This window comes from Campylobacter hepaticus (assembly GCF_001687475.2).
Classification (GTDB): Bacteria; Campylobacterota; Campylobacteria; order Campylobacterales; family Campylobacteraceae; genus Campylobacter_D; species Campylobacter_D hepaticus.
On sequence record NZ_CP031611.1, the window covers coordinates 1,291,149 to 1,316,661 of the forward strand.

Sequence of the window (25,513 nt, forward strand, 5' to 3'; positions counted from 1 at the left end):
ATTATAGTCAAGTCCTCTTGACTCCCCTTTTTAAGGGGCAACTATAATTTCACCCTTTGGCTTTTTTCCTTAAACCAAAAAATTAACTACTCCAAACCTTTTGAAGATTATTTTCCATATTTTTCCGCCTTCTTGACTCTTCTTGAGCCAAATACTTATTAAAATTATATGCATCCTTTTGCAGGTCAAAATTCTTTTTAGCCATTTTTTGCTGATTATAGGCTCCATACAATGCCCCTCCCATTCCTAAAATATTTCCCAATCTATCAAAATTAGTTATTTTGTTTGTATCGCTACTTTTAAATAACCAATCTCCGAAATTACTAAAAGAATTTTTTAATCCATTTAAAAAACTACCACTGCTACTTGCTAAATTTGGAGTGAAATTGCTTGTTTTTATCAAAGTATCTGCAAAGCCAGATCCTAATCCCATACCGCCTTTTAGTGCTTTTATAAAATCCATTATTTATCCTTGATACTAAACTTAATAATTCTTTTCCAAGATCTATTTCATTTACTTCGCTTTTTTTAATTTATCGTTAAAATAACTAGATTTAATATTGTTATTTGCGCTCGATAAATCGTCAGCTTTTTTAGCATTACTTGATTTTCCAGCTAAATTAAGTAGGGTTTTCCAACTATCTATATTGCCTTCACCTAAACCACTTAACTTTGTAGCAAGTTCTGCTATAGCTTTTAAATCAGCATCAGGGTAAGCTTTTCTTAATTCGCTTTCTACTTGTGCATATTTAGCGATTAATGCATCTTGCTCTTCTTTATCTCTTTGCTTTTTGTCAAGTTCTTCAAGTCTTTTCAGTTTTTCATCAAGCCCATCAAGTCCTAGCTCTTTCAAATACTGCTGTCTTTGCAATTCTTGTTCGCTTGGTTCTTTCTTTGGATTTTTTAAAGTTTCAAGCTCGCTCATTTCATCTAAAGTTAAAACTCTTTCTATTTCTCGCACTGGTAAAGAATGCTCTAAATCTCTTCCTATCCTATCTTGATTTTTGAAAATAAATTCAAGTAGGGCTTCTTTAAATTCATTATTTTCTAATGGTTCGCCATTTTTATAAGTGATTTGCTTAAAAGCATTGATGCAAATTAAAGAATCGATACATTCTTGATTTATTTTAATTTTTTGATTGCTTCCATAATTTGCGAAATATGAGTATTTGAAATCGCCTTGAAAAACTCTAAAACAGGCTTGGTTTTTATATTTATTGCAAAGCCATTCTAAAAATATTTCTTTATCTTCAAAGCGTTTTTTAAATTCAATCTCTGCTTTTTTGCAAACCATTCTTAATTTTTCATAGGTGGTTCCTATAATATTTTCCTTTTCTAAAGTTTCAAAATAAAAATCTAAAAAAGAATGAATATCTTTTGCATTTTTTAAATATCTACCCACAATATCTGTAGCTTGGGCTTTGTTAATTTCTAATAAGTCTATTAAAATTTGAATTTTTTCTTGCATTTTCACTCCTTAAAAGCATCCTAAGAGATTAACTTCATTTTCTTTTTTCATTCCATAATATTCCATCAGGCTATCAACCACACTTGGATCAGCTTCTTTTTTTCTCCTAGTAAAACTGTAACTTTTTCTTGCTTCATTTTCTTTTGCGTATTTAAGCCAAGTATAGAGACTTCCAGGAACACTTGACATTATTTTTCCATTTCTTTTCCACTCTCTAGCATCCCAATAAGCTATAAAATCATTAGCTAGTTTTTCACCAAAATTTGTTCCATTTTTCTCATTAAAACTCATTATTTGTCCCATAAGCTCATTAATATTTGGTACTTTAAATTGTTTTTTACTCATTTTTTGAAGTTCCTTTTCATCAAGTTTTAAAAAACTACCACAAAAAGAGACGTTTTGATTAAAAACGTTTTCTTTCTTTACTTTTTTATTTATATTATTTATATTATTTATATTATTTATATTATTTATATTATTAGCGCGTACGCACGCACGCGTATCTATATATAGCGAATTTTGACTTTTTTGACTTTGAGGAGTCGAAATTGTGTCGATTGATGAAGCGTTATTTTTAAGAGTTTTGCTTAGTTTTTCATCACTATTTTTAAGCAAAGTTAAAGATTTATTGAAGTGCTTTTTAACTTGATAATTTTCATCTTTTAAAATCCACTCATAAAAATTTAAAGAACCCTTTCTAACTTTTTTAATTTCTAAAAGTTTAAGTTCGATTAATTCTTTTTTAGCAGTTCTTAATCTATTTAAACTCATTCTTTGATTATTTTTAACTTTTATAAATTCTCTTAAATAAATCTCACTTACAAGTGTTTTTTCGCTAAGTTTTGCTAATTGAATATATAATGATAGAGCATCAACACTAAGTCCTCCATAGGCTATAGTATTTGATAGTTTTAAATATCCTTTTCTTTGTCTTAATCTTTTTCCTTCGTAATTTGCAACTTCAAAGCTTGCTATAAAATTTGGTATCACCAACTCTCCTTTATGTTATAATTTAAATTAAAAAATAAACTAAAAAAAACCTATTGAAAATCCCGCTATAAAACCTATTTTAACCTTTTATTAATCACTTTAATTCTCTATCCTTTCGCTTTCTACCGCGCTTGGGTATGTTTGTAACTTCCTTGGTGATTTTAATAAAAATTTCAGAATTTCCCCATAATTCTAATGGAATATTAAATTCATCTTTTAATTTTAATGCGGTTTTTATATCAACTTTCCTACTGCCGTTAATTTTTGCCTACCAAGAGCTATTGGCTCCTCCAAATTTCAAAGTTATTTTTTAATTAAATCTATTTTTTTCATAAATATAATTCTACATAATGGATAATTAAATTATTCTTAAAATAATCCGATTTGTATAATTATAAATTATACAATATGTATAATTATTTTCAAATACAAGGTTATAAAATATGAATGGATACAATTTAAAGAAACTCTTAAAAAAACATAATTTAACACAAAATCAGTTAGCACAGAAGTTAACCGCATATGGGTATAGAAATGGACATGGAATTAAAACAGCTGCAATTTCAAAATATGCATTAGGACAAAGAAAAATGACTGCAGAATTTATAGAAGCGGTTTTGAAAGTTCTTGGAGAAACTGATGCAAATGTTTTAATATCACATGAGCCAATCCAAGTGCAAAGAATTAGAATTACTGGGTCTGTAAGTTGTGGCTTGTCAATTAATGATGTTTATGAGTGTGAAGATGAATTTACTTATATACCATTATCACAAAGTAAATCAAATTTAAAAGCAGCTAGAGCCAATGGCGACAGCATGTTCCCTATAATTGAAGATGGAGACATTATTATATATGATACAGACAGTTCAAAACCAAGACATGGAGACCTTGTTGTTTATATCAATAATAATGAAATTGCTTGCAAGATTTTTGTGGAAAAGAAAGATGTTGGAATTATTGAATTTAAACCAGTTAACCAAAGTGATAACTTTAAAACTACTACTTTTAGGATTGATATTGATAATATGGATGATTTGAAAATTTATAAAGTTATAAAAATTCAAAAGACGCCCAATAACCCAAAATCTAATTTAAAATTGGTAAATGAAAATTGAAACCTTTAAAAATTTTATAGAAGTCATTAGATGATGATAATTTATGGAAAAATATATGCGCATAAATAATTTTTGGTAATTTTGTAATATAATAAATATAAATTTTTCAATTAGATAATATCTTATAAAAGGATGGTATTACTATCGAATTGATTGAACAAATTTTAGAAAATTTAATTCAGAAAATTGATGTCATTTTGGTAACTTCTTTAAGCTTAGTTGGATTTTTAATCACCGCACTAACCATCATAATGTCAAATTATGTATAAAATTCTTTAAAACAAGAATTTTATAATGATTTTAAAATAGCCATGGAATTGATTCAACAAATTCATCCCGTTTTTTATAAAAATAATTATAAAATTTATAGTCATCTTTATCAAGCCAAAGAGTTTTTTGATACTTTATTATTGATTTCATCTCATCGCTAAACCCCATTTCATTTTCTATTTGTTTTTCGATTTCTGAAAAGTAAAAATCAATTATTTCATGTGACAATTCAAACTCAAAAGAATTTTTTAATTTAGATAATTCATTTTTCAGTGTAGGGTGTAGTTTTAAAATTTTAAGTTGAAATTTTATAGATTCGGTATATTTTTTTAATTTAAAATAATCTTCTATAATTGCTTTTTCTTTTGCTCCATCCATAAAATCAAGCAGGTGATCTTCGATATATTTAATTCTCTCTTTTAATTTTTCTATATATTCTTGACAATTATCTATGTTATTAGATAAATATATGAAATTTTTCTGTCAACTCCTTTTGCATAAACATATACAAAAAATATAAAATAAATAAAAAACCAAACTTCATTTTTTAAAAAACTCATAGATATAAAAACGCAAATAAAATACATCGCTACACAGAATATGAACCATTTAAATTGAAATAAATTAGGTTCTTTTACATAAATATCTTTAATATTTTTTAAATTTTCAATTTTTATTTCGCTGATTTTTTTAAAAAGTTCATATTTACTCATCTTATCATGTAGATAATCATTAAATGCTTCTTCTAGTTTATCTTCATATGTTTCATTTTTCAAAAATATATCCTTTATTTTAATTTATATAAGAAATTATATCACAAAATATTTTTTAAAAATTATCCAAATTGTATAAATTTTAAGTTTGTTTTAATTATCCATTATGTAGAATTATTTCAAAAAACAAAAAATAAGTTTTAAAGGTTTTTTTGTTTTTATATATAAAAAATACGAAAAGCTTTATTAAAAGTTTAACAAGTTCTTTTTATTAAAGAACTTTCTTAAGCTTTTGACTGCTTGGAAATTAAGCTTTGCTATCGCGTTGATAGTTGTGTATAGCGGAAGGGTTAGCAAGTTATCCATAAACTTGGCTCGTTATTATTGTTTATAGTGCTATTTTTAAGGTTTTCTTGCACTTTAAAATGACAGAAAATCAAGAGTTTAAGAAATATTTTGTATAATTATAAAGTTTAAGTGGCTAATTCTCTTGGTGGGAAAGGAGCTGTTTTTGATGATAGAGAAGTTTTTAAAAATTGCTTTTTTATTGTTAGAAATAGTAAAAAAGTTGATTGAAATAATCAATCAACTAAACTAAAAAACCACTAAAATTATAGAATAGCCTTGCTTAGCCTATACTTAAACAATACTCACGCCAAGAGAGCAAGGCTCTTGGCTTTTCTTAAGCTCCTTTAATGCTTAAATGGGGCAACTTTTACAAATTAACTACTTCATAATTTACCTTTTTGTTTTATCTCCTATTCTAAAGAACTCAGTTGTCCCTTTTAAGCATTAATCTAAAAGGAGAAAAAATGAAAGCTTATCACACAAAAGAACAAGTCATTATAAAACTAAGTAAAGATGAATATAGAAAAGAAATGAAGCTAAATAAGTCTTTAAAAGATGAAAATAAATCTTTAAAAACTCAAATTTCTAATCTTGAAAACAAAAAAATACAACTTCTAAATCAATTAAAAGAGCAAATAGAAGTAAATATTAAAAATATAAAAGAAATTAGCTCTTTGCAAAATCAAATTTATCATCTATCTTATGATAGATAAATAAAAGGTAAAACATGTTATTTACGTTTAAAAAAAATGAAAAAATTATAGCTTTAAAAAAAGAAGTTAAAAGGTTAAAAAGCATTATAGCTTTAAAAGATACTACTATAAATGAAATATCATTAAAATTTGAAAGTGAAATTAAAATGAATGCAAAACTTACTAATTTTCGTATAAAAATCCTTGATGCTTTACGACTTATAGAGGTTAAAAATAACGATGAAGCAGCTATAAAAGAAGTAAAAAGATTAAAGGAGAAAGAATTATGAAAAAACAAACAAAACATTTTTAAAATTGAATTTTTAATACATCAACAAGATAAAGATAAACAAATGCATTTTTATGAGTGATATTATTATAAGCTATGGCTTATAAATTTCTTTTCTATGTCCTACTTCAAGACAAAGAATAGTTAATTTTTTATCATCATTTAAACAAATTAAGCGATAATCATTTATCCTATAACGCCATAAACCTTTTAAATTTCCTTTTAATGCTTTGCCTTTTTGATTTGGGCTTTCTAGGCTTTGCATTTCTTCTTTCCATTTTTTAATTTGCTTTTGGGCTTCTTTATTTAGTTTTTTAATTTGTCTTGCTGCTTTTTGGCTAAAATAAATTTCTATCATAAATTAAGTTGTTTAAAAAGATTATCAGCACTAATGCTTTTTTTTTCATTTGCCAAATATTCTTTATAAGCTTGTTCGCCTATTTTTGCATCTTGCAAGTCTTCTAAAAATTCTATAATTAAGGCTTGGGCAATCTTTTCTTTGCTTGTATTTCTTGCTTTGGCTATATCTAAAAAAGCTTGTTCTTTTTCCCTTGATAATTCTATATTTAGATTAAGCATTAAAAATCCTTTTTTTTAAAAATTATAGCAAATTATTTTATAAAAGTTTTTATACATTTTAATATTTAATATAAAATTTTTACTTTTTTACACTTAATAACAAAACATTTTAAATCAATTAAAGCAAGAAAATCAAGGTGCTTTATGATAAAATTATTAAAACAATAAAGGAGATATATGCACAAAGAAAACATAATCAAACAAGTTTGCGAAGAGTTAAATATTACTCAACGACAATTAAGTGAAATGTTGCAAATACCAGAAAGTACTATAGCACGTTGGAAAAATGGAAATTTGCCACGACTTACAGAACTTTTTTTAAAAACAATGCTTGAAAATATAGAATTAAAGCGAAAATTAGAAACAATTAAAAAAGCTCATCAAATAATATCAGAATTATAAAGATATTGAAATTTTACACACCATTTATTTTTATTTTTGGAAAAATTTTTAGAATAATTTATTAAAAATGAATAAAAAGTATTGATAAAATTTCATAAAATAGTGAAAATAAAGAGAGTTATAAAATATGTCTTTCTGATGAGGAATCAGATCATTTTTTAAATTTATCAATTGAAGATGAAAAAATAGAAATTTTCAAAATAACTTCATAGAACAAAACAACAAGATGGAAATATAAGAGTTTTAACCATAACAGAAAAACAATTTGACAATATGCAAATCCTTTTAGGTGGAACTTCTTTTAATGAAAAAATAAATGATAATAAAAATTTAGTTTTATTTGAATATGATGAAAAAAGCAAAGAATTTAAATATTACAATGAAAAAATAAGTAAAGAAAAGAAAAAAACTAAGTTTATACAAGCTAGTTTATTTGAATTTTAATGGTTTTAAAGGGATTGTAACCCTGCGTGGATAACCAAAAACCACTTATTTTAGTCTCTTTTTAAATTTCTCTAGTAAGAATTATAACATAATTTTAGATCTTTTTCCATAGAAAAACATCTAATTTTCTTTATTTGATAAAAGTGTATTTTACCATAAAGAAGTTTAAAAAGAGACTAAAACAAAATTTTTAGCAAAGGAATCACCTTTAATTTTTACAGATGTGATGAGTTTTTTAACTCCAGTCTATGTAAAATATAATTAAACAATCTTTTTTATATTTAAGTTTTACGATTAAGTTCTTTTGTTAATCTTATGATGCACAAGATATTATCATTAAACACTCTTCTAATAATAGTTTATTTGGTGTAACTTTAAAAATATCATCTAAAAGCAAAATTGTATTAAGCGGCGGTTTAAAGTTTCTTGTTTCTTAAAGACTAATTGTTCTTTGTGTTGTATTTAGTATTTTTACTAGTTTTAATTAATAAATCACTTGCTTTTCTTATTTTTTTGGATTTTTTCCAAGCATTTTAAGATCATGATTAAATATAAAAAATTTAAAAATTGTCATGAGAATTGATATATTAAAAGAATTGATTTTTCTGTGAAAAAACTTAATTGTTAATATCTTTGTATTTAAAGTATTTAAATAATTATTATATTTACTTTATAAAAGTATTATTAGATATTTTTTTAAGGATAATTTAAAATGAAAAAAAGTATTTTAATTTTTGTTGCATGTATTTTATTCAGTACAATGCAGGCTAAAAATATACAAATTTATGAGAGTCCAAATTGTGGTTGTTGTGATCTTTGGGCTGATTATATGAAAAATAAAGGTTATGAAATTAGTGTGCATAAAACACATGATATTTTAAAGATTAAAAAAGATTTTGGTATAAAAGATGAATATCAAAGTTGTCATACAGGGTTTATTGAGGGTTATATAGTAGAAGGGCATGTTCCAGAAAGTGCGATAGCTTGGTTGCTTGAGAATAAACCTAAAAATATTATAGGAATTTCAGCTCCTGGTATGCCACAAGGAAGTCCTGGAATGGAGCAAGGATATAGTGAAAAATATCCTGTTATTTTAATAAAAAAAGATGGAACTTATGAACTTTATGGATATTTTATGGGAGATGAAAAATTTTGATTTTAATTTCTTGCCATAAAAACTATAATTTTTTGAAATAAATTTAAAAAGTATCAAGTTTTACATGTAATATTCGATTTAATTGAAGTCTTAAGACTTAAATTAAAGGAGGCGTTATGGCTTTAGATATTCCTTCTAATGCTTGCCTAATGAGTACAATTAATACTTCAATATTAAAAAAATCTATGGATTTAAATGAAGAATTATTAAATAAACTCATGGAAGGTATGCAAGAATGCTCTGAATCTTTTAATGCGGAAGTTTTGGGATCAAATAGTTTAGATATTTATGCCTAAATATCTTAAAATGTAACAAATCGCTTTAAGATATTGACTTTAGTGTCTTAGAGTGATTTTAAATAAATATTTCTTTAGCATTTTTTGGTTATAATCCTAGCATTTATTTTTTTATTTTTAACAACTAAGGATTTGCTGATGATAAAGAAAATGGTTTTAAGTGAAACTTTTCCAGGTATTTTGCTTGTATTTTGTACTTTTTTGGCTTTACTATGCAAAAACTCTTCATTAAGCCCTATTTATACAGATTTTTTTCATGCTAATTTCACTGTTGGATTTGATCATTTTCAGCTTACAAAATCTTTAGATTTATGGATAAATGATGGTTTAATAGCTATATTTTTTCTTTGTATAGGACTTGAGTTAAAATATGAAATTTTACGAGGGCAACTTAAAAATATAAGATCTGTGTCTTTACCTATATTTGGTGCATTAGGAGGTATGATTGCACCTGCTTTGATTTTTTTTGCTATTAATTATTCTCATGAATTTGCTATGAAAGGATGGGCTATACCTACAGCAACTGATATTGCTTTTGCAGTGGGTATTTTAATGCTTTTGGGAAATAAAATTCCTGCAAGTTTAAAGCTTTTTTTGCTTTCTTTGGCTATTTTTGATGATTTGGGTGCTATTTTAATTATAGCTTTATTTTATACAGATCAGCTTTCTGTTTTAGCTATTATTATTTGTTTGTTTTGTATTTTTGCTTTGCTTTTATTAAATTATTATCATATTACTCATTTATCGCTTTATGTATTAGTGGGTGTTGTGTTGTGGATAGCTATGCTTAAAAGCGGGGTTCATGCAACTTTAGCAGGTGTAATTATTTCTTTATTTATCCCTCTTGATACTAAAAATAAAAAACCTTATTTACACGAAGTTTTTAAAGATTTAAATCCTTGGGTGGTTTATTTTATTTTACCTTTATTTGCTTTTGCTAATGCTGGAATTGATATTAGAGATATGCAACTTGATTTTGTATTTTCACCTGTAAGTATTGGGATTATATTGGGATTATTTTTAGGAAAACAATTGGGTGTTTTTATGTTTTGTTATCTTGCTATCAAATTGAAGTTAGCTAAGCTTCCTGAAAACGTGAGATATAGACAATTTTATGGCATTTGTATATTAACAGGTATAGGTTTTACTATGAGTTTGTTTATTGATGGTTTAGCTTATAAAAATAGTAATATTTTTGAACATGCTGATAAACTTGCTATTTTAGTAGCTAGTTTTTTAAGTGCTATTGTTGGTTTTATTTATCTTAAGTTTGTTAAATGATTTTAGTATCTAAATTAAAAGCTTTACTTTTAAATGAAGCTTTTGGCGGTATTTTACTTATAGTTTGTACTATTTTTGCCTTACTTATGGAAAATGGGTCTTTTAGTACGTATTATCGTGAATTTTTAAATTTAAAGGTAGGTTTTAGTATAGGCGAATTTGAGCTTATAAAACCTTTTTTACTTTGGATAAATGATGGTTTAATATCAATATTTTTTTTTGCAATAGGGCTTGAACTTAAGAAAGAATTTTTATGCGGTGAGTTTAAACATCCCAAAAATATTGTTTTACCTCTAATGGCTGCTTTAGGAGGTATACTTATACCTGCACTTTTGTTTTCTTTAGTTAATATAACTAATCCTTATGTTTTAAGGGGTTGGGCTATTCCTACTGCTACAGATACTGCTTTTGCTTTGGCTATATTGATGATGTGTGGAAAACATGTTCCTACAAGTTTAAAGCTTTTTTTGCTTTCTTTGGCTATTTTTGATGATGTTGGTGCTATTTTAATTATAGCTATTTTTTATACGACAAAATTATCTACTTTAGCTTTAGTTATTGGCGGTATAGCTATTTTGGTAATGTTTATTTTAAATCTTTTGGGTGTAACAAGAAAGTCTTTTTATTTTATTTGTTCTATTATTCTTTGGATTAGTGTTTTAAAAAGTGGGGTTCATGCAACTTTAACTGGAATTATTACAGCATTTTTTATACCTATGCAAACTAAAAATGGACAACCTTTTTTAGAAGAAATTTATGAAGGTTTAAAATTTTGGATAGCTTTTGTTATTTTACCTTTGTTTGCTTTTGCTAATGCTGGGGTGAATTTATCTAATATTGATCTTAAAGTACTTTTTTCAGGTGTAAGTATAGGTATTTTTTTAGGGCTTTTTGTAGGTAAACAAGTTGGGGTGTTTTTGTTTTCTTACTTGGCAATTCGATTTAAATTTGCAAGCTTACCTCAAGGTTGCAATATAAAACAACTCTATGGAGTGTGTATATTAACAGGTATAGGTTTTACTATGAGTTTGTTTATTGATGGTTTAGCTTATGAAGCAAGTGATATTTTTAATTATGCTGATAATTTAGCTATTCTTATAGCTTCTTTTTGTTCTGGAATTTGGGGTTTGATTTATCTTAATTTTTTTGCTAAAAAGTCTTAGAATATGAGAAAGATTTATTTTTTTATTGTTGTAGTATTTTTTATGAGTGGATGTAGTTTTTATCAAAATTTATATCCTGATTTTACTCCTTCTCATGTAAATAAAGAAAGAAAACTTAAATTTATTGCTAAAGAGTGGAAAAATACTCCCTATGTTTTAGGGGGGAGAAGCAAAAAAGGTGCTGATTGTTCAGCTTTTACACAAAATGTTATGGCTGAGTTTAAAATACATATACCACGTACCACTCAAACTCAATTAGCCTTAGGTACTAAGGTTTCTAAATCTAAATTAAAAGCCGGAGATCTTGTTTTTTTTAAAACCAATAGAGGACCAAATGGCATGCATGTAGGTATTTATACAAATAAAGGAAAATTTATACATTTATCCACAAAAGGTGGAGTAAAAGAAGCTAGACTTGATAGTTCTTATTGGAAATCACGTTATATAGGAGCAAGAAGATATTAGTATGAAAGTGGGTGTATTTGATAGTGGTGTTGGAGGATTAAGTGTTTTAAAATCTCTTTATGAAGCTAGGCTTTTTGATGAGATTATTTATTATGGAGATACTGCTAGGGTTCCTTATGGTGTAAAAGATAAAGATACTATTGTTAAATTTTGTCTTGAAGCATTAGAATTTTTTAGATCATTTCAAATTGATATGTTAATTATTGCGTGTAATACCGCTAGTGCTTATGCTTTAGACGTTTTAAGACAAAAAAGTACTTTTTCAGTGTATGGAGTTATTGATGCAGGTGTTAAGGCAACAAGTAAAGCTTTGTGTGATAAAGATAAAGAAATTTTAGTGATTGGTACAAAAGCTACTATTAATTCAAAAGAATATCAAAAACGTTTATTGCTTGAAGGTTTTACTAAGGTTAATGCTTTAGCTACAGGGCTTTTTGTTCCTATGGTTGAAGAAGGTATTTTTGAGGGTAAGCTTATGCAAAGTACTATGGAGTATTATTTTAAAGACCTTTTAACTCCTGATGCTTTAATACTTGCTTGCACTCATTTTCCTTTATTGAGTTCTTCTTTGAGTGAGTATTTTGGTAATCAAACAAAATTAATTCATTCAGGGGATGCTATAGTTGATTTTCTTAAGCAACAAGAGAATATAAAAACTAAAAATTATAAGGCAAATTTACATTTTTATGCTTCTAGTGATGTTGATTCTTTAAAGAATACTGCTAGAATTTGGCTAAAATTATAAGGAAATGAAAAATGATAGAAATAAAAAAACCAGATGAAATAGAAAAATTAAGAATAGCAAATCAAGTTGTAGCAAAAACTTTAGATTTTTTAGAAAAAGAAATTAAAATAGGAATGAGTTTAAAACAAATTGATCAAATGGCCGAAGATTATATTTTAAGTCTTGGAGCTAAACCTTCATTTAAAGGACTTTATGGTTTTCCAGGTGCAATTTGTACTTCTTTAAATCAGGTTTGCATCCATGGAATTCCAGATGATAAAATTTTAAAAGCGGGTGATATTTTAGGAATAGATGTTGGGAGTGTGGTTGGTGGATATTATGGAGATGCTGCAAGGACTATTGCTATAGGAGAGATTTCATCTTTAGATCAGGCATTAATTTCTTGCGCTAAAGATGCTTTATATCATGCTATAGATATTATCAAAGAAGGCATGCGTTTTAAAGAGCTTTCGGCTGCTTTGGGTGAATTTATCCAAACTAGAGGTTTTGTTCCGCTTCGTGGGTATTGTGGGCATGGTATAGGACGTAAACCTCATGGAGAACCTGAAATTTTAAATTATTTAGAAAATGGAGCTAATGCAAAAAGTGGTCCAAAAATTAAAAATGGTATGGTTTTTTGTATAGAGCCTATGATATGTCAAAAAGATGGGACTCCAAAGCATTATAATGGTAAATGGGATGCTGGAAGTGTTGATGGGCTCAATAGCGCACATTATGAGCATTGTGTTGCTGTAGTTAATGGGCGTGCTGAAATTCTTTCTGCAATTGTGTAAAATTGTGAAAAATAGTATTTTATTTGAAAAATTATAGTAATATTATTTAATAATTTAAATTACTAAATAATATTTTAAGTATTTTTAGAATAAAATACTTAAAATATATTAAATTAAAACGTAGATATGATTTGATATATTTAGAATTTTTGGCTTAAAGAGATCTTTTGTGGGTCTCATTTGAGCTAGGCTAATTTTCCCTCCCCTTTTTTATTTATAGCCTGGCTCTTTTTGGTATTTTAGAAAATCTCTTTAAGCTAAAACATATTATATTCATTAAAAGAAAACAAATAATTTCTTAATTTATTTAAATAAATTTTTAAAGTCTATTGTGTCTTCATAAATCCCTCTATTATCAAGGGTTTGATCCATGCTAATAGTGCTAGCTAATTTTGATAAAATATTTTTTATTTCATCTTTTTTATCTTGAATATAAGCTAATACCCCTTCATAATTATCTGTTTTTAAAATTAAAAGAGGATTACTTATTTCAAATTCAAAAAGTTTTTTTCCCACATATACATTAAAAATATTTCCAAAAAGTCCTGCTCCCATAAAAGAACAATTTTGTATAAGTTGTGATGTTGTTGCATCTAAAGTTCTTTTTTGTACATCATCTAAGTTTTCATCTATTCTTTTTAATATACTTTGTTCTATTTTTTTTAAAGTTATATCAAGTACTTGCAATGCTCCAATAAAATCATTTGCATCATTTATTTGTGAATAAATTTGTTTTGCTTGGAATTCGTTAAGACTTTGAATTTCACCTAAGTGTTTTTTGAAAATATTTAAATTATTATTCATTGTTTGCCTTTCAAAAGTATAGCTTATCTTTGAAAAGCAAAAAGCGTTCCTTAAATTATTATAAATTACAATTTACCCATAAGACAATTTCATTTGTTAGGGTGTTTAAGGCTTTTTCAAAAGCATTATGGGTGGCATAGATATCTTTTTTTTCTATATTTTCTTTAATACTAAAATTTTTATGAGCAATCATTTGATTTTTTTCAAGATCTATAAAATTAACGCTTATAGAAATTTGAACATAATTTTCATGAAGATTGATTATTTGATTAAAAGCATTGATTTTGCTTTCAAGAATATAATCAGCTTTTAAAGAACTTACTTGAGAAAATGCGCTTATAAAAATTTGACTTTGTTCAAATTTTGATAATATTAAAGAAGAGTAAAGATCACTTGGTAAATCAGCCCACAAATAATGAGCATATTTATTTGCAAAACCACGATTTAGATAAATGATATGTTTTGAATTTAGATACAAAGGTGTGTCTATATTGCGGATTTTAAGAATTTTGTTAGTTTTTTTGAAATTTATACTTACTAAGCTTTTATCATCTTTAAGCAAAAGGCTTTGGTTTGGATTTACAAATTCACGCTTTAAAGAACATCCATTTAATATAAAAATAAAAATTAAAATACAATAAAATGCTTTTTTCATTATTTTTCTCCTGGCCCTAACTTAGGTTTGCTTGTTTTAAAAAGCAAATCAGAAGGACTATTTTGTAAATTTTCTATTAAAATATTACTTTGAATTAAAACTTGTTTAAGAAGTTCTAAATTCTGCAATAAAGATATTTTTATATCATCATAACTATCTAGTTTTGTATTTGCTTTTTTTATAAAATCATCTAAATTTGATAAAGTATCTTTTATTTGTGTAAGACTAGAATTAAAATGATGAGTGCTAAGGCTTATATTATCAGCCATTTTTCCCATTTTAATGCTTGCGTTTGAAAGATTAAGGCTTAAATTTTTAGAGTGATTGTTTAAATTGGCACTTAATTGGGCTAGATTTTGCAACAATATTTCTAGATTTTTAAGATTTCTCTCGCTTAAAAGTTCTTTAGATTGGGTATCAAGAGTTGTTATAAGAGAAAAAATATGTTCACTTTGTTTATCTATACTTGTTAATAAACTTTCCTTAAAAGGAATAATAGGAAATTGAGTCTTTGTTGGATTTAAGTCTTGACTATTTTTATTTCCACCTTGGAGTTCGATAAATTTAAGTCCTGTAATGCCTTGAAGTTGTAAAGTGGCAAAGGTATCTTCTTTTATAGGAGTATCATTTTTAACTTTTATGAGTATATTAACACCTAATTTATCTTTGTTGTAAATATTGATTTGTTCTACACTACCCACTTCTACCCCTAAAAGTCTTACAGGTGCTTTTATACTAAGTCCTGCAACAGATTCTTGCGTGTGAATTTCATAATACTTAAAACTTTCTTCTTTGGCGTATTCGCTAAGCCAAAGCATGAAAGCAAGAGTGGCAAAAAATATCCCAAAAACAAAAAGTCCTACAAAAAAATAATTTGATTTATTTTCCACTTTTTACTCCATAAATTTTTTAAAAAGTTTTTCATTTTGTTCGTATAATTGTTTATAAGTTCCACAAAATCCTACTTTTTTATTTTCTAAAATAATAAAACGATCAAGTAGGTTTTTCATACTTTCTTTATCGTGTGTGACTAAAACAATATTTAAGTCAAAACTTTTTTTTAATTTTAAAATTAAATCGTCAAATTCACGGCTGCTATGAGGATCAAGTCCTGAGGTGGGTTCATCTAAAAAAAGCAATTTATTATCAAGAGCTAAAGCTCTAGCAATAGCTACTCTTTTTTGCATACCTCCACTAAGTTCATTAGGAAATTGTTTTAAAACACTTTCGTTTAATCCTACCATTTTAAGCTTCATTAAAACGAGTTCCTCAATAGTACTTTCATCTAAATTGGTATATTCTTTTAAAGGAATGGCAATATTTTCGTAAATATTAAAAAAGCTAAAAAGAGCAGCAAATTGAAAAACTACTCCCCATTTTTTACGTAAAGCTAAAGCATTTTGTGTGCTAATATTTTTTAATTTATATCCTAAAATTTCATACTCACCATCGTTGAAATTTTCAAGCATAAGCATTTGTTTTAAAAGTATAGATTTCCCACTTCCGCTTTCACCTAAAATCCCAAAAATTTCATTTTTTTGTACTTGAAAACTTATGTTATCGTGGATAATATTTTGTCCAAATTTGGTTGTGATATTTTGTGCTTTAATAATCATTTAAATTCCTATAGAAGTTAAAACTACTGAAAATAAAGCATCAAAAGCTATAACCCAAAAAATAGTGTTTACAACACTTTTTGTTGTATAAATTCCTATACTTTGAGTGGTGTTTTTAACTTCAAAACCACGAAAGCAAGCAATAATGCCTATTAAAAATCCAAAAATAGGGGCTTTAATAAGACCTATGATAATGTGTTTTAATGCTACAGCTTCTTTAAAGCGTCTTAAAAATTCATTAAAAGAGATATCAAGACTTAGTTTTGCAACTAACATTCCACCTAAAATATTTATCGCATCACTTATAGCAACGATTAAAGGCATGGCTACAACTAAAGCCATAACGCGTGGAATAATAATAAATTCAAAAGATCCAAATCCCATGGTGTTCATAGCTGCAATTTCATCTGTGATTTTCATTACCCCAATTTGTGCTGTGTAAGAACTAGCACTTCTTCCTGCAATCACAATAGCAGCGATTAAAGGAGCAAGTTCTCTTGTGGCTGAAATTCCCATTAAATCTACAATGAAAATATTTGCACCAAATTGAGCAAGTTGATAAGCAGCTTGATAAGCTAAAACTATACCTACTAAAAGAGCGGTTAATATCACTATGGGTAGGGCTTTTAAGGCTGAGTGTTCTATGTGGTATAAAAAGGCTATAAATCGGAAATTTTTAGGATGTTTTAAACAGGAAAAAAGGCTGATAAAAAAAGCTCCTGTAAAATTAATGAATTTTTTTAAAATTATTAAAAGTTCTAAAGTCGATTTTCCAAGATTGATAAAATATTCATTAAGATTTTTATGAGGTTTATTGTTTTTATCTAGTCTTTGATAATTTTTTGCACAAAGTTCAAATAGTGCTTGAAAACGTGTATTTAAACCTTGTTTAATGGTTTTAATATTTTTATTTTTAAGATCATTTTCTAAGGCAAGGAAAAATCTTACTCCTACAGTATCAATTTCTTCTAAAGAGTGAAAATCAAAAATAATTTCCTTGCTTAAAATTAAAGTTAAAAAGTCTTGAGTTTTTAACTTGTAAGTACTTGTTTTATCCCAAGTACCCAAAATAAAAAGAGTATTGTTTTCTAGCTTAAAATTAGCACTCATGTATTATTGATTAAGGATAAAATTTAAAAGGTTTGAAACATTAAAACCAAAATGATTAAATACTTCTTGATCTTTGCCACTTTCTCCAAAGCTTTTTATGCCATAAACTCTGTGACAGAATTTATATAGCTCATTTGAATGGGCTGCTTCAATACCTATAACTTCACCTTGTAATAATCTTTCTTGATAGGCTTTATCTTGTTTTTCAAAAAGTTCAAAACAAGGCATAGAAATAACATTGCATTTTAGATTTTGTTTTTCTAATTCATTGACTAAATCTAAACACAGTGAGACCTCGCTACCACTTGCTAAAAGTGTAAAATTAGGGTTTTTGCTTTCTTTTAATAAATATGCTCCATTTTCAACATCACCAAAAATAGGTTCGTTTAAGGCTTTAAGTTTTTGACGTGAAAGTATAAAAGCACTTGGAATGTCAGCTTTTAAAGCTACTTGCCATGCTTTAACATTTTCTACCCCATCGGCTGGTCTAAAGCTTAAAAAATTAGGCATAGCTCTAAAAGTACTAAGTTGTTCTATGGGTTGATGTGTTGGTCCATCCTCTCCAACACCTATGCTATCATGGGTAAAGATAAAAAAATGTTTGATTTTCATTAAGGCTGCTATCCGTGCAGCAGGTTTTAAATATTCACTAAAGATGAAAAAAGTTGCTGAAAAAGGAAGAAAAATTCCATATCTTGCAAAGGCATTATTGATTGCTGCCATAGCATGTTCTCTGATACCAAAATGGAGATTTTTCCCTTCTATAAAATCACCCATATTATAAAGCTCTGTTTTATTTGAAGGTCCTAAGTCTGCACTTCCTCCTAAAAAACCTTCTAAATTTGAAGCTAAAACATTTAAGATTTCACCATTGCTATCTCTTGTGGCTAAGTCCTTGCCTTTAAAATCAGGATATTGTATTTTAGTAAAATCAGGATTTAAAAGTTTTTCTAAAAGTTCTTTTTTACCAGATTTTTTAAGTTTTTCTTTCCATTTTGCTTCTTCTAAATCTCCAAGTTCTATAGCACTTTCAAAGCGAATTTTCACAAATTCTGGTATATAAAAGCTTAAATTTGGATCAAACCCCGCTTTTTCTTTAGCTTTTTTAATTATTTCTTCGCCTAAAGGTGAACCATGGCTTTTATGACTGCCTTCAAGTTCTTGTGCACCTTTTGCTATAATGGTTTTTGCTATGATAAGGCAAGGTTTTGTAGCTTTTTGTGCTTTTTTTAAGCTTTGGTTGATTTCTTCATAATCATGTCCATTGGTATTTAAAACTTCAAATCCTTGTGCTTGAAAACGCATTTTAACGTCTTCATTAAAAGCTAAGTCTACATCTCCTTCTATAGAAATATTATTACTATCATAAATGAGTATTAAATTATCAAGTTTATGAAATCCTGCTATAGAACAAGCCTCATAAGCAATACCTTCTTGCAAGTCTCCATCCCCGCAAAGACAATAAATTTTATGATCAATTAAATCATCTCCTAGGATATTTTGAGCTTTTTTGGCTGCCATAGCAAAGCCTACTGCATTTGCAACACCTTGACCTAAAGGACCTGTAGCAATTTCTACCCCAGGTGTTGTAATTTCAGGATGACCTGGGGTTTTAGAATGGAGTTGGCGGAAGTTTTTAAGATCATCTAAGCTTAAATCATAACCACTTAAATGTAAAAAGCTATAAAGTAGAGCACTAGCATGTCCACCTGAGAAAATAAGTCTATCACGATTTAGCCAAGTAGGATTTTTAGGATTGTGTTTTAAATGATAGCTTAAAACGCTAAGTATATCTGCTAAACCCAAGGGTGCACCAGGGTGACCTGAATTAGCTTTTTGTATCATATCTGCGCTTAAAAATCTTAAAGTATTTGCTTGTTCTTGTAAAATTTTAATGTCCATTTTTTACCTTTTATAAATATTGAGTGATTAAATTTTGTATCATTTGTGCGAGTTTTTGATCAATTTTTTCTAAGTCTTTTTGGTATTCATAAAGAAGATCTTGTTTTGTTTTTATAGCTTGATTTAAACCTAAAAGATTAACAAAAGAATTTTTATATGTATCTTTATGGGAGGATTTTCCACTTTGTTCTTGACTCATTGTTGCATCTATGATGTCATCATTAATTTGAAAAATTAAACCCAGTTTTAAACCTAGTTTATAAATTATATCATTTTGATAAGGTTCTAACTCACAAATTTCACAACCCATTTTCAAGGCTGCAGCAATTAATTTTGCAGTTTTGTGAATATGTAAAAACTCAAGTTCATCTAGTTTGAGTTTTTGATTTTCAAAAAAACAGTCAATAGCTTGACCTATAATCATACCATTAATTCCTGCATTAAAAGCTAGAGTTTGAATGAGCTTTATTTTAATACTATCTTTTAAATTAGCATGGGCTAAAATTAAAAAAGCTTCAGTATTTAGAGCATCTCCTATTAAAATAGCGGTGCTTTCATCGTATTTTTTATGTAAGGTTGGAAGAGTGCGTCTAAAATCAGCATTGTCCATAGCAGGTAAATCATCATGAATTAAAGAATAAGTATGGATAAATTCTAAAGCTAGGGCTGCATCAAGAGCTTGATTTAATAGTTGAGGTTTAGTGCTTTGTACTACGCTTAAGAGTAATTGTGCGCGAAAATGTTTACCTCCTGCTTTAAGCATCATGGCTAAAGCTTCATTAAAAAAAGGATGAAAACTTTCTATTTGAGGCAGGTTTTTATCCAAGTGTTGGATAAAAAGTTCTTTTAAATTCACTTTATAAGCCTTATGAAAAATTGAAATTTGCCATCTCCTCCAAAGCTAGTATCTGCAATATTGTCAAAATTAGATAAAGGGAGTTTATTGCTTTTGCGTTCAATTAATATATTAAAATCATTTCCTGTGGTTAAAATATCTTGTAATTCTTTAGAATTATTAAAAATGATATTATTGACCCTTAAAATTTTATCTCCTACCATAAACCCTGCTTTTTGTGCTTTAGAATTAGGATCTATTTTTGTAATTATAGAAGAATTATTTATGGTTAAACCAAGATTGCTTCTAAAATTTGTTATTTTAGATTTTGGTTTGGTATTTAAGATATTAAATTTGCTTAAATCTTTAGCAAAAATTTCAGTAGAAATATTTAAATCTTGATTATCGCGTAAAACTTTAAAATAAAGAGTGCTTCCACGATCTGCAAAAAGAATTTTTTCATTTAATTTTCTTAAATTATTTACTGCTACACCATCTACACTTATGATTTGATCATTGATTAAAAATTGAGGATTTTTTCTTACTTTATTGACATAAATTTTATTTTCTCTCATAACAAAATCAACCCCAATATCCCCCCAATATACATCATTGTATTTCATAAAATGCTTTAAATAACGATTGCCTATAAAAGAGCTATTGTTTAAAGCAATACCCATCATTTCACAACAAGGAGTTCCTAAAAGACCTATTTTAGAATTAAAATCAAGTTGATCTTTTTCATTAATATCTTGAGCTAAATATTTAATATGTCCTATATAGGGTTCATTAATATTCCAAATTCCAACCCAATCATTGCGCGTGAGTTTTTCTTCATCACCCATGGAAGCAGGGAATAGGCTAAAATCAGTTCTTACAAGATATAAATTTAAAAATGGATCATATTTTACGTATTTATTGAGTTTGGTGTTAGATTGTTTTAAAACTGCAAGTAAGTTTTCGCTTAAGGCAAAAGCAGGCATGCCTTCATAAGTTAACATACTTGCTTTATTTCTTTCATAGCCGGCTATGAAGTCTTCAAATTTGGGTCTTTCTATAGAAAAACATAGGCCAAAAAGTGTGCAAAAAACCAGAATTTTTTTTATCATTTTACACCTCCAAAACTACCTAATACATCATTTGCCATACTAGAGCGATTTTGCGCTACCATGCTTAAAACATCATTGATGGCAGAAATTAATAAAATTTGTAAAGATTCTTTATCATTAAGTAAAGAGTCATCTATGTTAACATCAATAATTTCGCCTTTTCCATTAGCACTTACTTTAACAAGTCCAGCTCCACTTTTAGCGCTAAATTCACGGTTTGCAAGTTCTAATTCTATATTTTTTGCTTTTTCTTGAACTTGATTTAAAAGTTCTCCCATTTTAGAAAGATCCATATTTTCAAACATTTATTATCCTTGATTATTTAAGATTTCATTTACTATTAATTTGTCATTAAAGGGGTATTTAATTCCTTTGATTTCTTGAGTTGTTTCATCCCCTTTACCTAAAATAACAACTAAATCGTCTTTTTCTTTAAGTTCTAAAGCTTTTTGAATAGCTTTTTTTCTATCTTCTATCATTAAAACTTTATGCTTTTGTTTAAAACCACTTAAAATTTCTTTCATGATATTTTGAGCTTCTTCATCGCGTGGATTATCACTTGTAATAATAGCAGTTTTTGCAAAATGTTCAACAGTTTTTCCCATTAAAGGGCGTTTACTTTTATCTCTGTTACCGCCCGCTCCAAAAACGACAATGAGTTTTTTGTTTTTAAGGGCATCTAAAACTTTTTCTATACCATCAGGTGTGTGCGCAAAATCTATAATCACACCTTTTGCAACTTGTTCAACCCTGCCACAAACACCTCCAAATCCGCTTATAGCTTTTTCTAATTTTTTTAAATCAGGTTTAATGAGTTCATTTATACAAGCACTTGCGGCTAAAAGATTATAAAGATTAAAAAGCCCTAATAAAGGCGAATCAATATGAAAACTTTGGTTTTTAGTCATTACAATAGCTTCAATACCATGTTCTAAAGAATAAGCTTTGATCTGATATAAAGCAGGATTTTCAATGCCATAAGTATAAGCATTATGAAAGTTAAAATTGATTGCCAAGGCGTCTTTATTGATAAATTTTAAACTTTCATCTTTAAAAAAAAGCTCCTTGGCTTTTTTATAATTTTGAAAAGTTCCATGAAAATCTAAATGATCTTGAGTAATATTAGTAAAAATTTTGGCTGCAAAGTTTAAACCTTCTATACGGTTTTGTATTAAAGCGTGTGAGCTAACTTCCATGATGAAAAAATTGCATTGTTTTTCTGTAGCAATTTTTAAATATTCTAAAGTTTTTAAAATAGCAGGAGTGGTTAAAGATTTTTCATCAATTTGTTCATCATTGATGAAAGTTCCTCTTGTTCCACAAAGCGCACATTTATATCCTAAATCAAGTAAAATAGAATAAATAGCAGCTGCGGTTGTGGTTTTGCCATTAGTTCCTGTAATGCCAATGATTTTAATATTTTCATTAATATGAAGAAGTTTTTTACAAGTATTAATATCTATAATTTTTGCACCTTGTTTTAAAGCTTGGTCTTTAAATTTAGTGTTTTGAGCAGTATACAAGAAAAAACAATCTTTTTCACATTCTAGGCTATTATCTGTAATAAATGAATGTTTAAGTTTTAATTTCACTTTTAAATCCTATAAGTTTTTCTTGAAGTTTGATAAATCTATCATTAGCCCAAAAATGAGGTATAACACTTTCTATATAATTTAAGGTCATTTCTTTATAGCCATTTTCTAATAATTTTTCTAAAAAATCTAAAAAATCATCACGATTATCAATAACTAGTTTTGCACTATGAGTAATATTTTCAAAACTTTTTTTAAAACCTAGTTTTTCCTCACTTTTTAAAAAATCTTGATAATTTAATGCGTACCCATCTTCAAATTCTATGGTTTGTTTGTTTTCTTGTTGTCTTAATTCAATAGCATTTAAAATTTCTTCTAAATCTTGATCAATTTTAGCACTTTTATAATGTTCTATGTAAAAATCAAAGAGTAAGATAGCTTCTTTAGGGGATTTTAAAGCTAAATCACAAAGGTAAATAAAATAAAATAAACGTTTGTTTTTATGTTTTTCATAGGCCATAGAAAAGTACATTTTGGCAGTTTTAAAGTCTTTTTTATAAAAGTGCTTAATGCCAAGTTTTTTATAATTTTGCAAATTCTTCTGCTCCGCCGTTTAAATTCACTATGGTGATTTCAGGATGAATATCAATTTTAAGTTGTCTTTCAAGTCCATATTTTAGCGTTGTTCCACTAGAAGCACAGCCCTTACAAGCACCAATTAAATGCACATAAACTACACCTTGTTTAATTCCTAAAAATTCAAGACCTCCCCCATCGCGTTCAAGCATAGGCATGCTTTTATTTAAGCTTGCTTTTACAGGATTTATAAGCTCTTCATCACTAAAAGGCATCATAATTTATCCTTAAAATTTTTGTATACTTTAGCGTTATTGTGTTTAAAAAAAGGTAAATTAGCTTTTGAATTTTTAAATAAATTAAAATGGTTCATTACTGTCTTTAGTGTAAAACCCTAAATCATGGGACGTAAAAAATTTATGGGATAAAGTTTTATTTAAATTTTTAAATGTTTTTTCTAGTTTTTCTTCATTTTTTTCATTTTTTAAAAATGATAAATAGTATTTTAAAAAATCAATCCATTCTTCATTTTTTAAATTTTTGGATAAAAGAAGAGCATTTTTATCAATAAGTGTAAAAAGTTGTTTTTTAAAACCAAGTATGGGATTTGTAATTTTTATATTGTTTAAAAAAGCTAAATTGACTTTGCAAATACCTAGTAAAAAATCGCTATAAGTTAAATTTTTTCGTATATTTTTGCTTTCAAATTCTCTAATATCAACATCTTCATAACCTTTTTTTTCTAAAATTTTATCTAATAAGATTTTATGTTTAAAACAAGCACTATCGCTAATTTGCTTGAAATAATTGTGAATGTAAGGGTTTTGTTGTAAAAAACTTATGAGTTCTAATTCTACAATGTGAATTTTTTCTTTGTAAAAATTGTTTTGGGTGTTTAAAGAAATTTGTAAATTTTTTTTTGAATTTTTTGATAAAAGGATAAATTTTTGTTCTACTCCTAATAAACTAGCTACTAAATTTGTATAAGAATTGGCTATTAAAGGTTCAAGGGCAAAGGTATATTTTTGTATATTTTCTAAGGCTTTTTGTTTATCAAGAGCTGAATTTAAGGAATGATTTGTTAATAAGCGTCTAATATAAAACTCTCCAAGTTCCATTCCTTTTTCAAGTATGTCATAAAGTTTTGTTATTTCATTATTTGCAATGAGTTCTGCGGGGTCTTTTCCTCCTTTTAAAAGTGCAACTTTGCCATCGATTTTATGAGTACTTAGTAAAAAAGCTGATCGTGTTGCTGCGTTTAATCCTGCTTCATCATTGTCAAAACATAAAATAACTTTTGCTTCATAACGGCGTATAAGGGGTAAATGGTGTTGGGTTAATGCTGTTCCAAGAACGGCTACAGCATTATTAAAACCTGCTTTATGTAAAGCTATAACATCCATGTATCCTTCACATATTATCATTTCTTTTTTTTTAATTATATTTTCTTTAGCTATATTAAAAGCATAAAAAATTTTGCTTTTATCAAAAAATATATTTTGAGGGGAATTGATGTATTTTGCCATAGCATGCGAATTTAAAGTGCGTCCACCAAAACCTACTAGAAAATTTTTATGATCATAAATAGGAAAAGTAATACGCCAAGTAAAGCTAGCATAAAATTGATTTTTTTCATCTTTTTTTAAAGCACCAACGCTTAATCCATCTTCTAAAGCAATGTTTTCATTTTGAAGCAATCTTATGCTATCTTCGCTGGCTTTAGCAAAACCTAATTCAAATTGAACTATATCTTTATCATTTAATTTTCTTTGATAAAGATAATTTAAAGCTTCTTTATTGTGTTTTAAATTATCTTTAAAATATGCATTTAACATGGGTAATATAAACTTAAGTTCTTTTTTATTCCCTTGTTTTTCTTTGGTATAACTTAGGGTAAAATTACTAAGGCTTGCTACTTTTTCTACTGCATCAGCAAAGCTTAGTTTTTCATAGTCCATAACAAATTTAAAAGCATCTCCTCCAGCTTTACATGCAAAACAGTGATAAAAACCTTTAGTGGGATTAATGTGCATAGAAGGATTTTTATCTGCATGAAAAGGACAAACACAAACAAAGCTTGATCCTTGTTTTTTTACTTCAATATAGTTTTCAATAATGTCAACTATATTAAGTCTTTGGGATAAAATTTCTATACTTTCTTTAGCTATCATTTTTCAAACCTTAA

At 27.2% G+C, this 25,513-nt stretch carries 31 protein-coding genes and 1 pseudogene; 12 read left to right on the plus strand and 20 right to left on the minus strand.

Annotation, left to right across the window (positions count from 1 at the left end):
• Nucleotides 1-82 precede the first annotated feature (82 nt).
• The 3 genes and pseudogenes from A2J15_RS06340 to A2J15_RS06350 all read right to left on the minus strand — a co-directional run bounded on the left by A2J15_RS06340 (nt 83) and on the right by A2J15_RS06350 (nt 2,458).
• Nucleotides 83-463: a hypothetical protein gene (locus A2J15_RS06340; RefSeq protein ID WP_066777456.1), complete on the minus strand. Its 381-nt coding sequence runs from the start codon at nt 461-463 to the stop codon at nt 83-85.
• 429 nt (nt 464-892) lie between these two features.
• Nucleotides 893-1,468, minus strand: a pseudogene (locus A2J15_RS07910) (hypothetical protein); the annotation flags it as partial.
• Nucleotides 1,469-1,477: 9 nt separating this feature from the next.
• Nucleotides 1,478-2,458 (minus strand): hypothetical protein, encoded by a 981-nt coding sequence (locus tag A2J15_RS06350; protein ID WP_066777458.1) that lies wholly within the window; start codon nt 2,456-2,458, stop codon nt 1,478-1,480.
• A 443-nt stretch (nt 2,459-2,901) separates the two neighbouring features.
• On the opposite strand from A2J15_RS06350, the gene A2J15_RS06355 reads away from it, so the two are divergent.
• Nucleotides 2,902-3,573: a LexA family transcriptional regulator gene (locus A2J15_RS06355; protein WP_066777462.1), complete on the plus strand. Its 672-nt coding sequence runs from the start codon at nt 2,902-2,904 to the stop codon at nt 3,571-3,573.
• 300 nt (nt 3,574-3,873) lie between these two features.
• On the opposite strand, the gene A2J15_RS06360 is transcribed toward A2J15_RS06355, so the two are convergent.
• Entirely contained in the window at nt 3,874-4,221 is a 348-nt protein-coding gene (locus A2J15_RS06360) for a hypothetical protein (RefSeq protein ID WP_066777465.1), read from the minus strand.
• A 71-nt stretch (nt 4,222-4,292) separates the two neighbouring features.
• On the minus strand, nt 4,293-4,619 hold the full coding sequence (locus A2J15_RS06365) for a hypothetical protein (protein WP_066777468.1): 327 nt from the start codon (nt 4,617-4,619) through the stop codon (nt 4,293-4,295).
• A 749-nt stretch (nt 4,620-5,368) separates the two neighbouring features.
• Between A2J15_RS06365 and A2J15_RS06375 the strand changes: the two genes are divergently transcribed.
• Together A2J15_RS06375 and A2J15_RS06380 are read left to right on the plus strand one after the other, a co-directional pair.
• A complete protein-coding gene (locus A2J15_RS06375) occupies nt 5,369-5,617 on the plus strand; it encodes a hypothetical protein (RefSeq protein WP_066777470.1) in 249 nt (82 codons plus the stop codon).
• A gap of 14 nt (nt 5,618-5,631) precedes the next feature.
• Nucleotides 5,632-5,886 (plus strand): hypothetical protein, encoded by a 255-nt coding sequence (locus A2J15_RS06380; RefSeq protein WP_066777474.1) that lies wholly within the window; start codon nt 5,632-5,634, stop codon nt 5,884-5,886.
• A gap of 93 nt (nt 5,887-5,979) precedes the next feature.
• Here the strand turns inward: A2J15_RS06380 and A2J15_RS06385 are convergent, their stop codons facing one another.
• Complete coding sequence (locus tag A2J15_RS06385; RefSeq protein WP_066777477.1) at nt 5,980-6,243, minus strand: type II toxin-antitoxin system RelE family toxin; 264 nt, start codon at nt 6,241-6,243, stop codon at nt 5,980-5,982.
• Nucleotides 6,240-6,464 (minus strand): DUF6290 family protein, encoded by a 225-nt coding sequence (locus A2J15_RS06390; RefSeq protein ID WP_066777479.1) that lies wholly within the window; start codon nt 6,462-6,464, stop codon nt 6,240-6,242. The genes A2J15_RS06385 and A2J15_RS06390 overlap by 4 nt, the downstream gene beginning before the upstream one ends.
• A gap of 177 nt (nt 6,465-6,641) precedes the next feature.
• Between A2J15_RS06390 and A2J15_RS06395 the strand changes: the two genes are divergently transcribed.
• The 9 genes from A2J15_RS06395 to map all read left to right on the plus strand — a co-directional run bounded on the left by A2J15_RS06395 (nt 6,642) and on the right by map (nt 13,189).
• Complete coding sequence (locus A2J15_RS06395; protein ID WP_066777481.1) at nt 6,642-6,866, plus strand: helix-turn-helix domain-containing protein; 225 nt, start codon at nt 6,642-6,644, stop codon at nt 6,864-6,866.
• 273 nt (nt 6,867-7,139) lie between these two features.
• The gene (locus A2J15_RS07685) at nt 7,140-7,310 is read left to right on the plus strand and encodes a hypothetical protein (RefSeq protein ID WP_185157313.1); all 171 of its coding nucleotides are present in this window, start codon (nt 7,140-7,142) and stop codon (nt 7,308-7,310) included.
• A gap of 712 nt (nt 7,311-8,022) precedes the next feature.
• A complete protein-coding gene (locus A2J15_RS06405) occupies nt 8,023-8,466 on the plus strand; it encodes a DUF411 domain-containing protein (RefSeq protein WP_066779136.1) in 444 nt (147 codons plus the stop codon).
• A 116-nt stretch (nt 8,467-8,582) separates the two neighbouring features.
• Nucleotides 8,583-8,762 (plus strand): putative motility protein, encoded by a 180-nt coding sequence (locus A2J15_RS06410; protein ID WP_066779134.1) that lies wholly within the window; start codon nt 8,583-8,585, stop codon nt 8,760-8,762.
• A gap of 132 nt (nt 8,763-8,894) precedes the next feature.
• Nucleotides 8,895-10,043, plus strand: coding sequence for a Na+/H+ antiporter NhaA (gene nhaA / locus A2J15_RS06415; RefSeq protein WP_116980507.1), 1,149 nt, complete (start codon nt 8,895-8,897; stop codon nt 10,041-10,043).
• A complete protein-coding gene (nhaA, locus tag A2J15_RS06420; RefSeq protein WP_066779130.1) occupies nt 10,040-11,206 on the plus strand; it encodes a Na+/H+ antiporter NhaA in 1,167 nt (388 codons plus the stop codon). Before nhaA (A2J15_RS06415) ends, nhaA (A2J15_RS06420) begins: the two co-directional genes overlap by 4 nt.
• A gap of 3 nt (nt 11,207-11,209) precedes the next feature.
• Nucleotides 11,210-11,671, plus strand: coding sequence for a C40 family peptidase (locus A2J15_RS06425; RefSeq protein WP_066779128.1), 462 nt, complete (start codon nt 11,210-11,212; stop codon nt 11,669-11,671).
• Nucleotide 11,672: 1 nt separating this feature from the next.
• The gene (gene murI, locus A2J15_RS06430) at nt 11,673-12,416 is read left to right on the plus strand and encodes a glutamate racemase (RefSeq protein WP_066779125.1); all 744 of its coding nucleotides are present in this window, start codon (nt 11,673-11,675) and stop codon (nt 12,414-12,416) included.
• A gap of 11 nt (nt 12,417-12,427) precedes the next feature.
• Entirely contained in the window at nt 12,428-13,189 is a 762-nt protein-coding gene (gene map / locus A2J15_RS06435; RefSeq protein ID WP_066779122.1) for a type I methionyl aminopeptidase, read from the plus strand.
• A gap of 303 nt (nt 13,190-13,492) precedes the next feature.
• Here the strand turns inward: map and A2J15_RS06440 are convergent, their stop codons facing one another.
• The 13 genes from A2J15_RS06440 to dnaG all read right to left on the minus strand — a co-directional run bounded on the left by A2J15_RS06440 (nt 13,493) and on the right by dnaG (nt 25,499).
• Nucleotides 13,493-13,993 carry a flagellar FLiS export co-chaperone gene (locus tag A2J15_RS06440; RefSeq protein WP_066779119.1) on the minus strand — a complete coding sequence of 167 codons (501 nt, stop codon included), beginning with the start codon at nt 13,991-13,993 and terminating at the stop codon, nt 13,493-13,495.
• Between the two features lie 58 nt (nt 13,994-14,051).
• Nucleotides 14,052-14,648: an ABC-type transport auxiliary lipoprotein family protein gene (locus tag A2J15_RS06445; protein ID WP_066779115.1), complete on the minus strand. Its 597-nt coding sequence runs from the start codon at nt 14,646-14,648 to the stop codon at nt 14,052-14,054.
• Nucleotides 14,648-15,538 (minus strand): MlaD family protein, encoded by an 891-nt coding sequence (locus tag A2J15_RS06450; protein WP_066779112.1) that lies wholly within the window; start codon nt 15,536-15,538, stop codon nt 14,648-14,650. The genes A2J15_RS06445 and A2J15_RS06450 overlap by 1 nt, the downstream gene beginning before the upstream one ends.
• Nucleotides 15,539-15,541: 3 nt before the next feature.
• The gene (locus A2J15_RS06455; protein ID WP_066779108.1) at nt 15,542-16,264 is read right to left on the minus strand and encodes an ABC transporter ATP-binding protein; all 723 of its coding nucleotides are present in this window, start codon (nt 16,262-16,264) and stop codon (nt 15,542-15,544) included.
• Nucleotides 16,265-17,374 carry an MlaE family ABC transporter permease gene (locus A2J15_RS06460; protein WP_066779106.1) on the minus strand — a complete coding sequence of 370 codons (1,110 nt, stop codon included), beginning with the start codon at nt 17,372-17,374 and terminating at the stop codon, nt 16,265-16,267. It lies immediately after the preceding gene.
• A 3-nt stretch (nt 17,375-17,377) separates the two neighbouring features.
• Entirely contained in the window at nt 17,378-19,276 is a 1,899-nt protein-coding gene (gene tkt / locus A2J15_RS06465; protein ID WP_066779104.1) for a transketolase, read from the minus strand.
• Between the two features lie 10 nt (nt 19,277-19,286).
• Nucleotides 19,287-20,132 (minus strand): polyprenyl synthetase family protein, encoded by an 846-nt coding sequence (locus A2J15_RS06470; RefSeq protein WP_066779101.1) that lies wholly within the window; start codon nt 20,130-20,132, stop codon nt 19,287-19,289.
• The gene (locus A2J15_RS06475) at nt 20,129-21,217 is read right to left on the minus strand and encodes a PDZ domain-containing protein (RefSeq protein ID WP_066779141.1); all 1,089 of its coding nucleotides are present in this window, start codon (nt 21,215-21,217) and stop codon (nt 20,129-20,131) included. The genes A2J15_RS06470 and A2J15_RS06475 overlap by 4 nt, the downstream gene beginning before the upstream one ends.
• On the minus strand, nt 21,217-21,525 hold the full coding sequence (locus A2J15_RS06480) for a YbaB/EbfC family nucleoid-associated protein (RefSeq protein WP_066779099.1): 309 nt from the start codon (nt 21,523-21,525) through the stop codon (nt 21,217-21,219). Before A2J15_RS06480 ends, A2J15_RS06475 begins: the two co-directional genes overlap by 1 nt.
• Nucleotides 21,526-21,528: 3 nt before the next feature.
• On the minus strand, nt 21,529-22,812 hold the full coding sequence (locus tag A2J15_RS06485) for a UDP-N-acetylmuramoyl-L-alanyl-D-glutamate--2,6-diaminopimelate ligase (protein WP_066779096.1): 1,284 nt from the start codon (nt 22,810-22,812) through the stop codon (nt 21,529-21,531).
• Nucleotides 22,796-23,347, minus strand: coding sequence for a histidine kinase (locus tag A2J15_RS06490; RefSeq protein ID WP_066779094.1), 552 nt, complete (start codon nt 23,345-23,347; stop codon nt 22,796-22,798). Before A2J15_RS06490 ends, A2J15_RS06485 begins: the two co-directional genes overlap by 17 nt.
• Nucleotides 23,334-23,606 (minus strand): NifU family protein, encoded by a 273-nt coding sequence (locus tag A2J15_RS06495; protein WP_066779091.1) that lies wholly within the window; start codon nt 23,604-23,606, stop codon nt 23,334-23,336. Before A2J15_RS06495 ends, A2J15_RS06490 begins: the two co-directional genes overlap by 14 nt.
• Nucleotides 23,607-23,687: 81 nt before the next feature.
• Nucleotides 23,688-25,499, minus strand: a complete 1,812-nt coding sequence (dnaG, locus tag A2J15_RS06500; RefSeq protein ID WP_066779088.1) for a DNA primase — start codon at nt 25,497-25,499, stop codon at nt 23,688-23,690.
• Between the last annotated feature and the right edge of the window lie 14 nt (nt 25,500-25,513).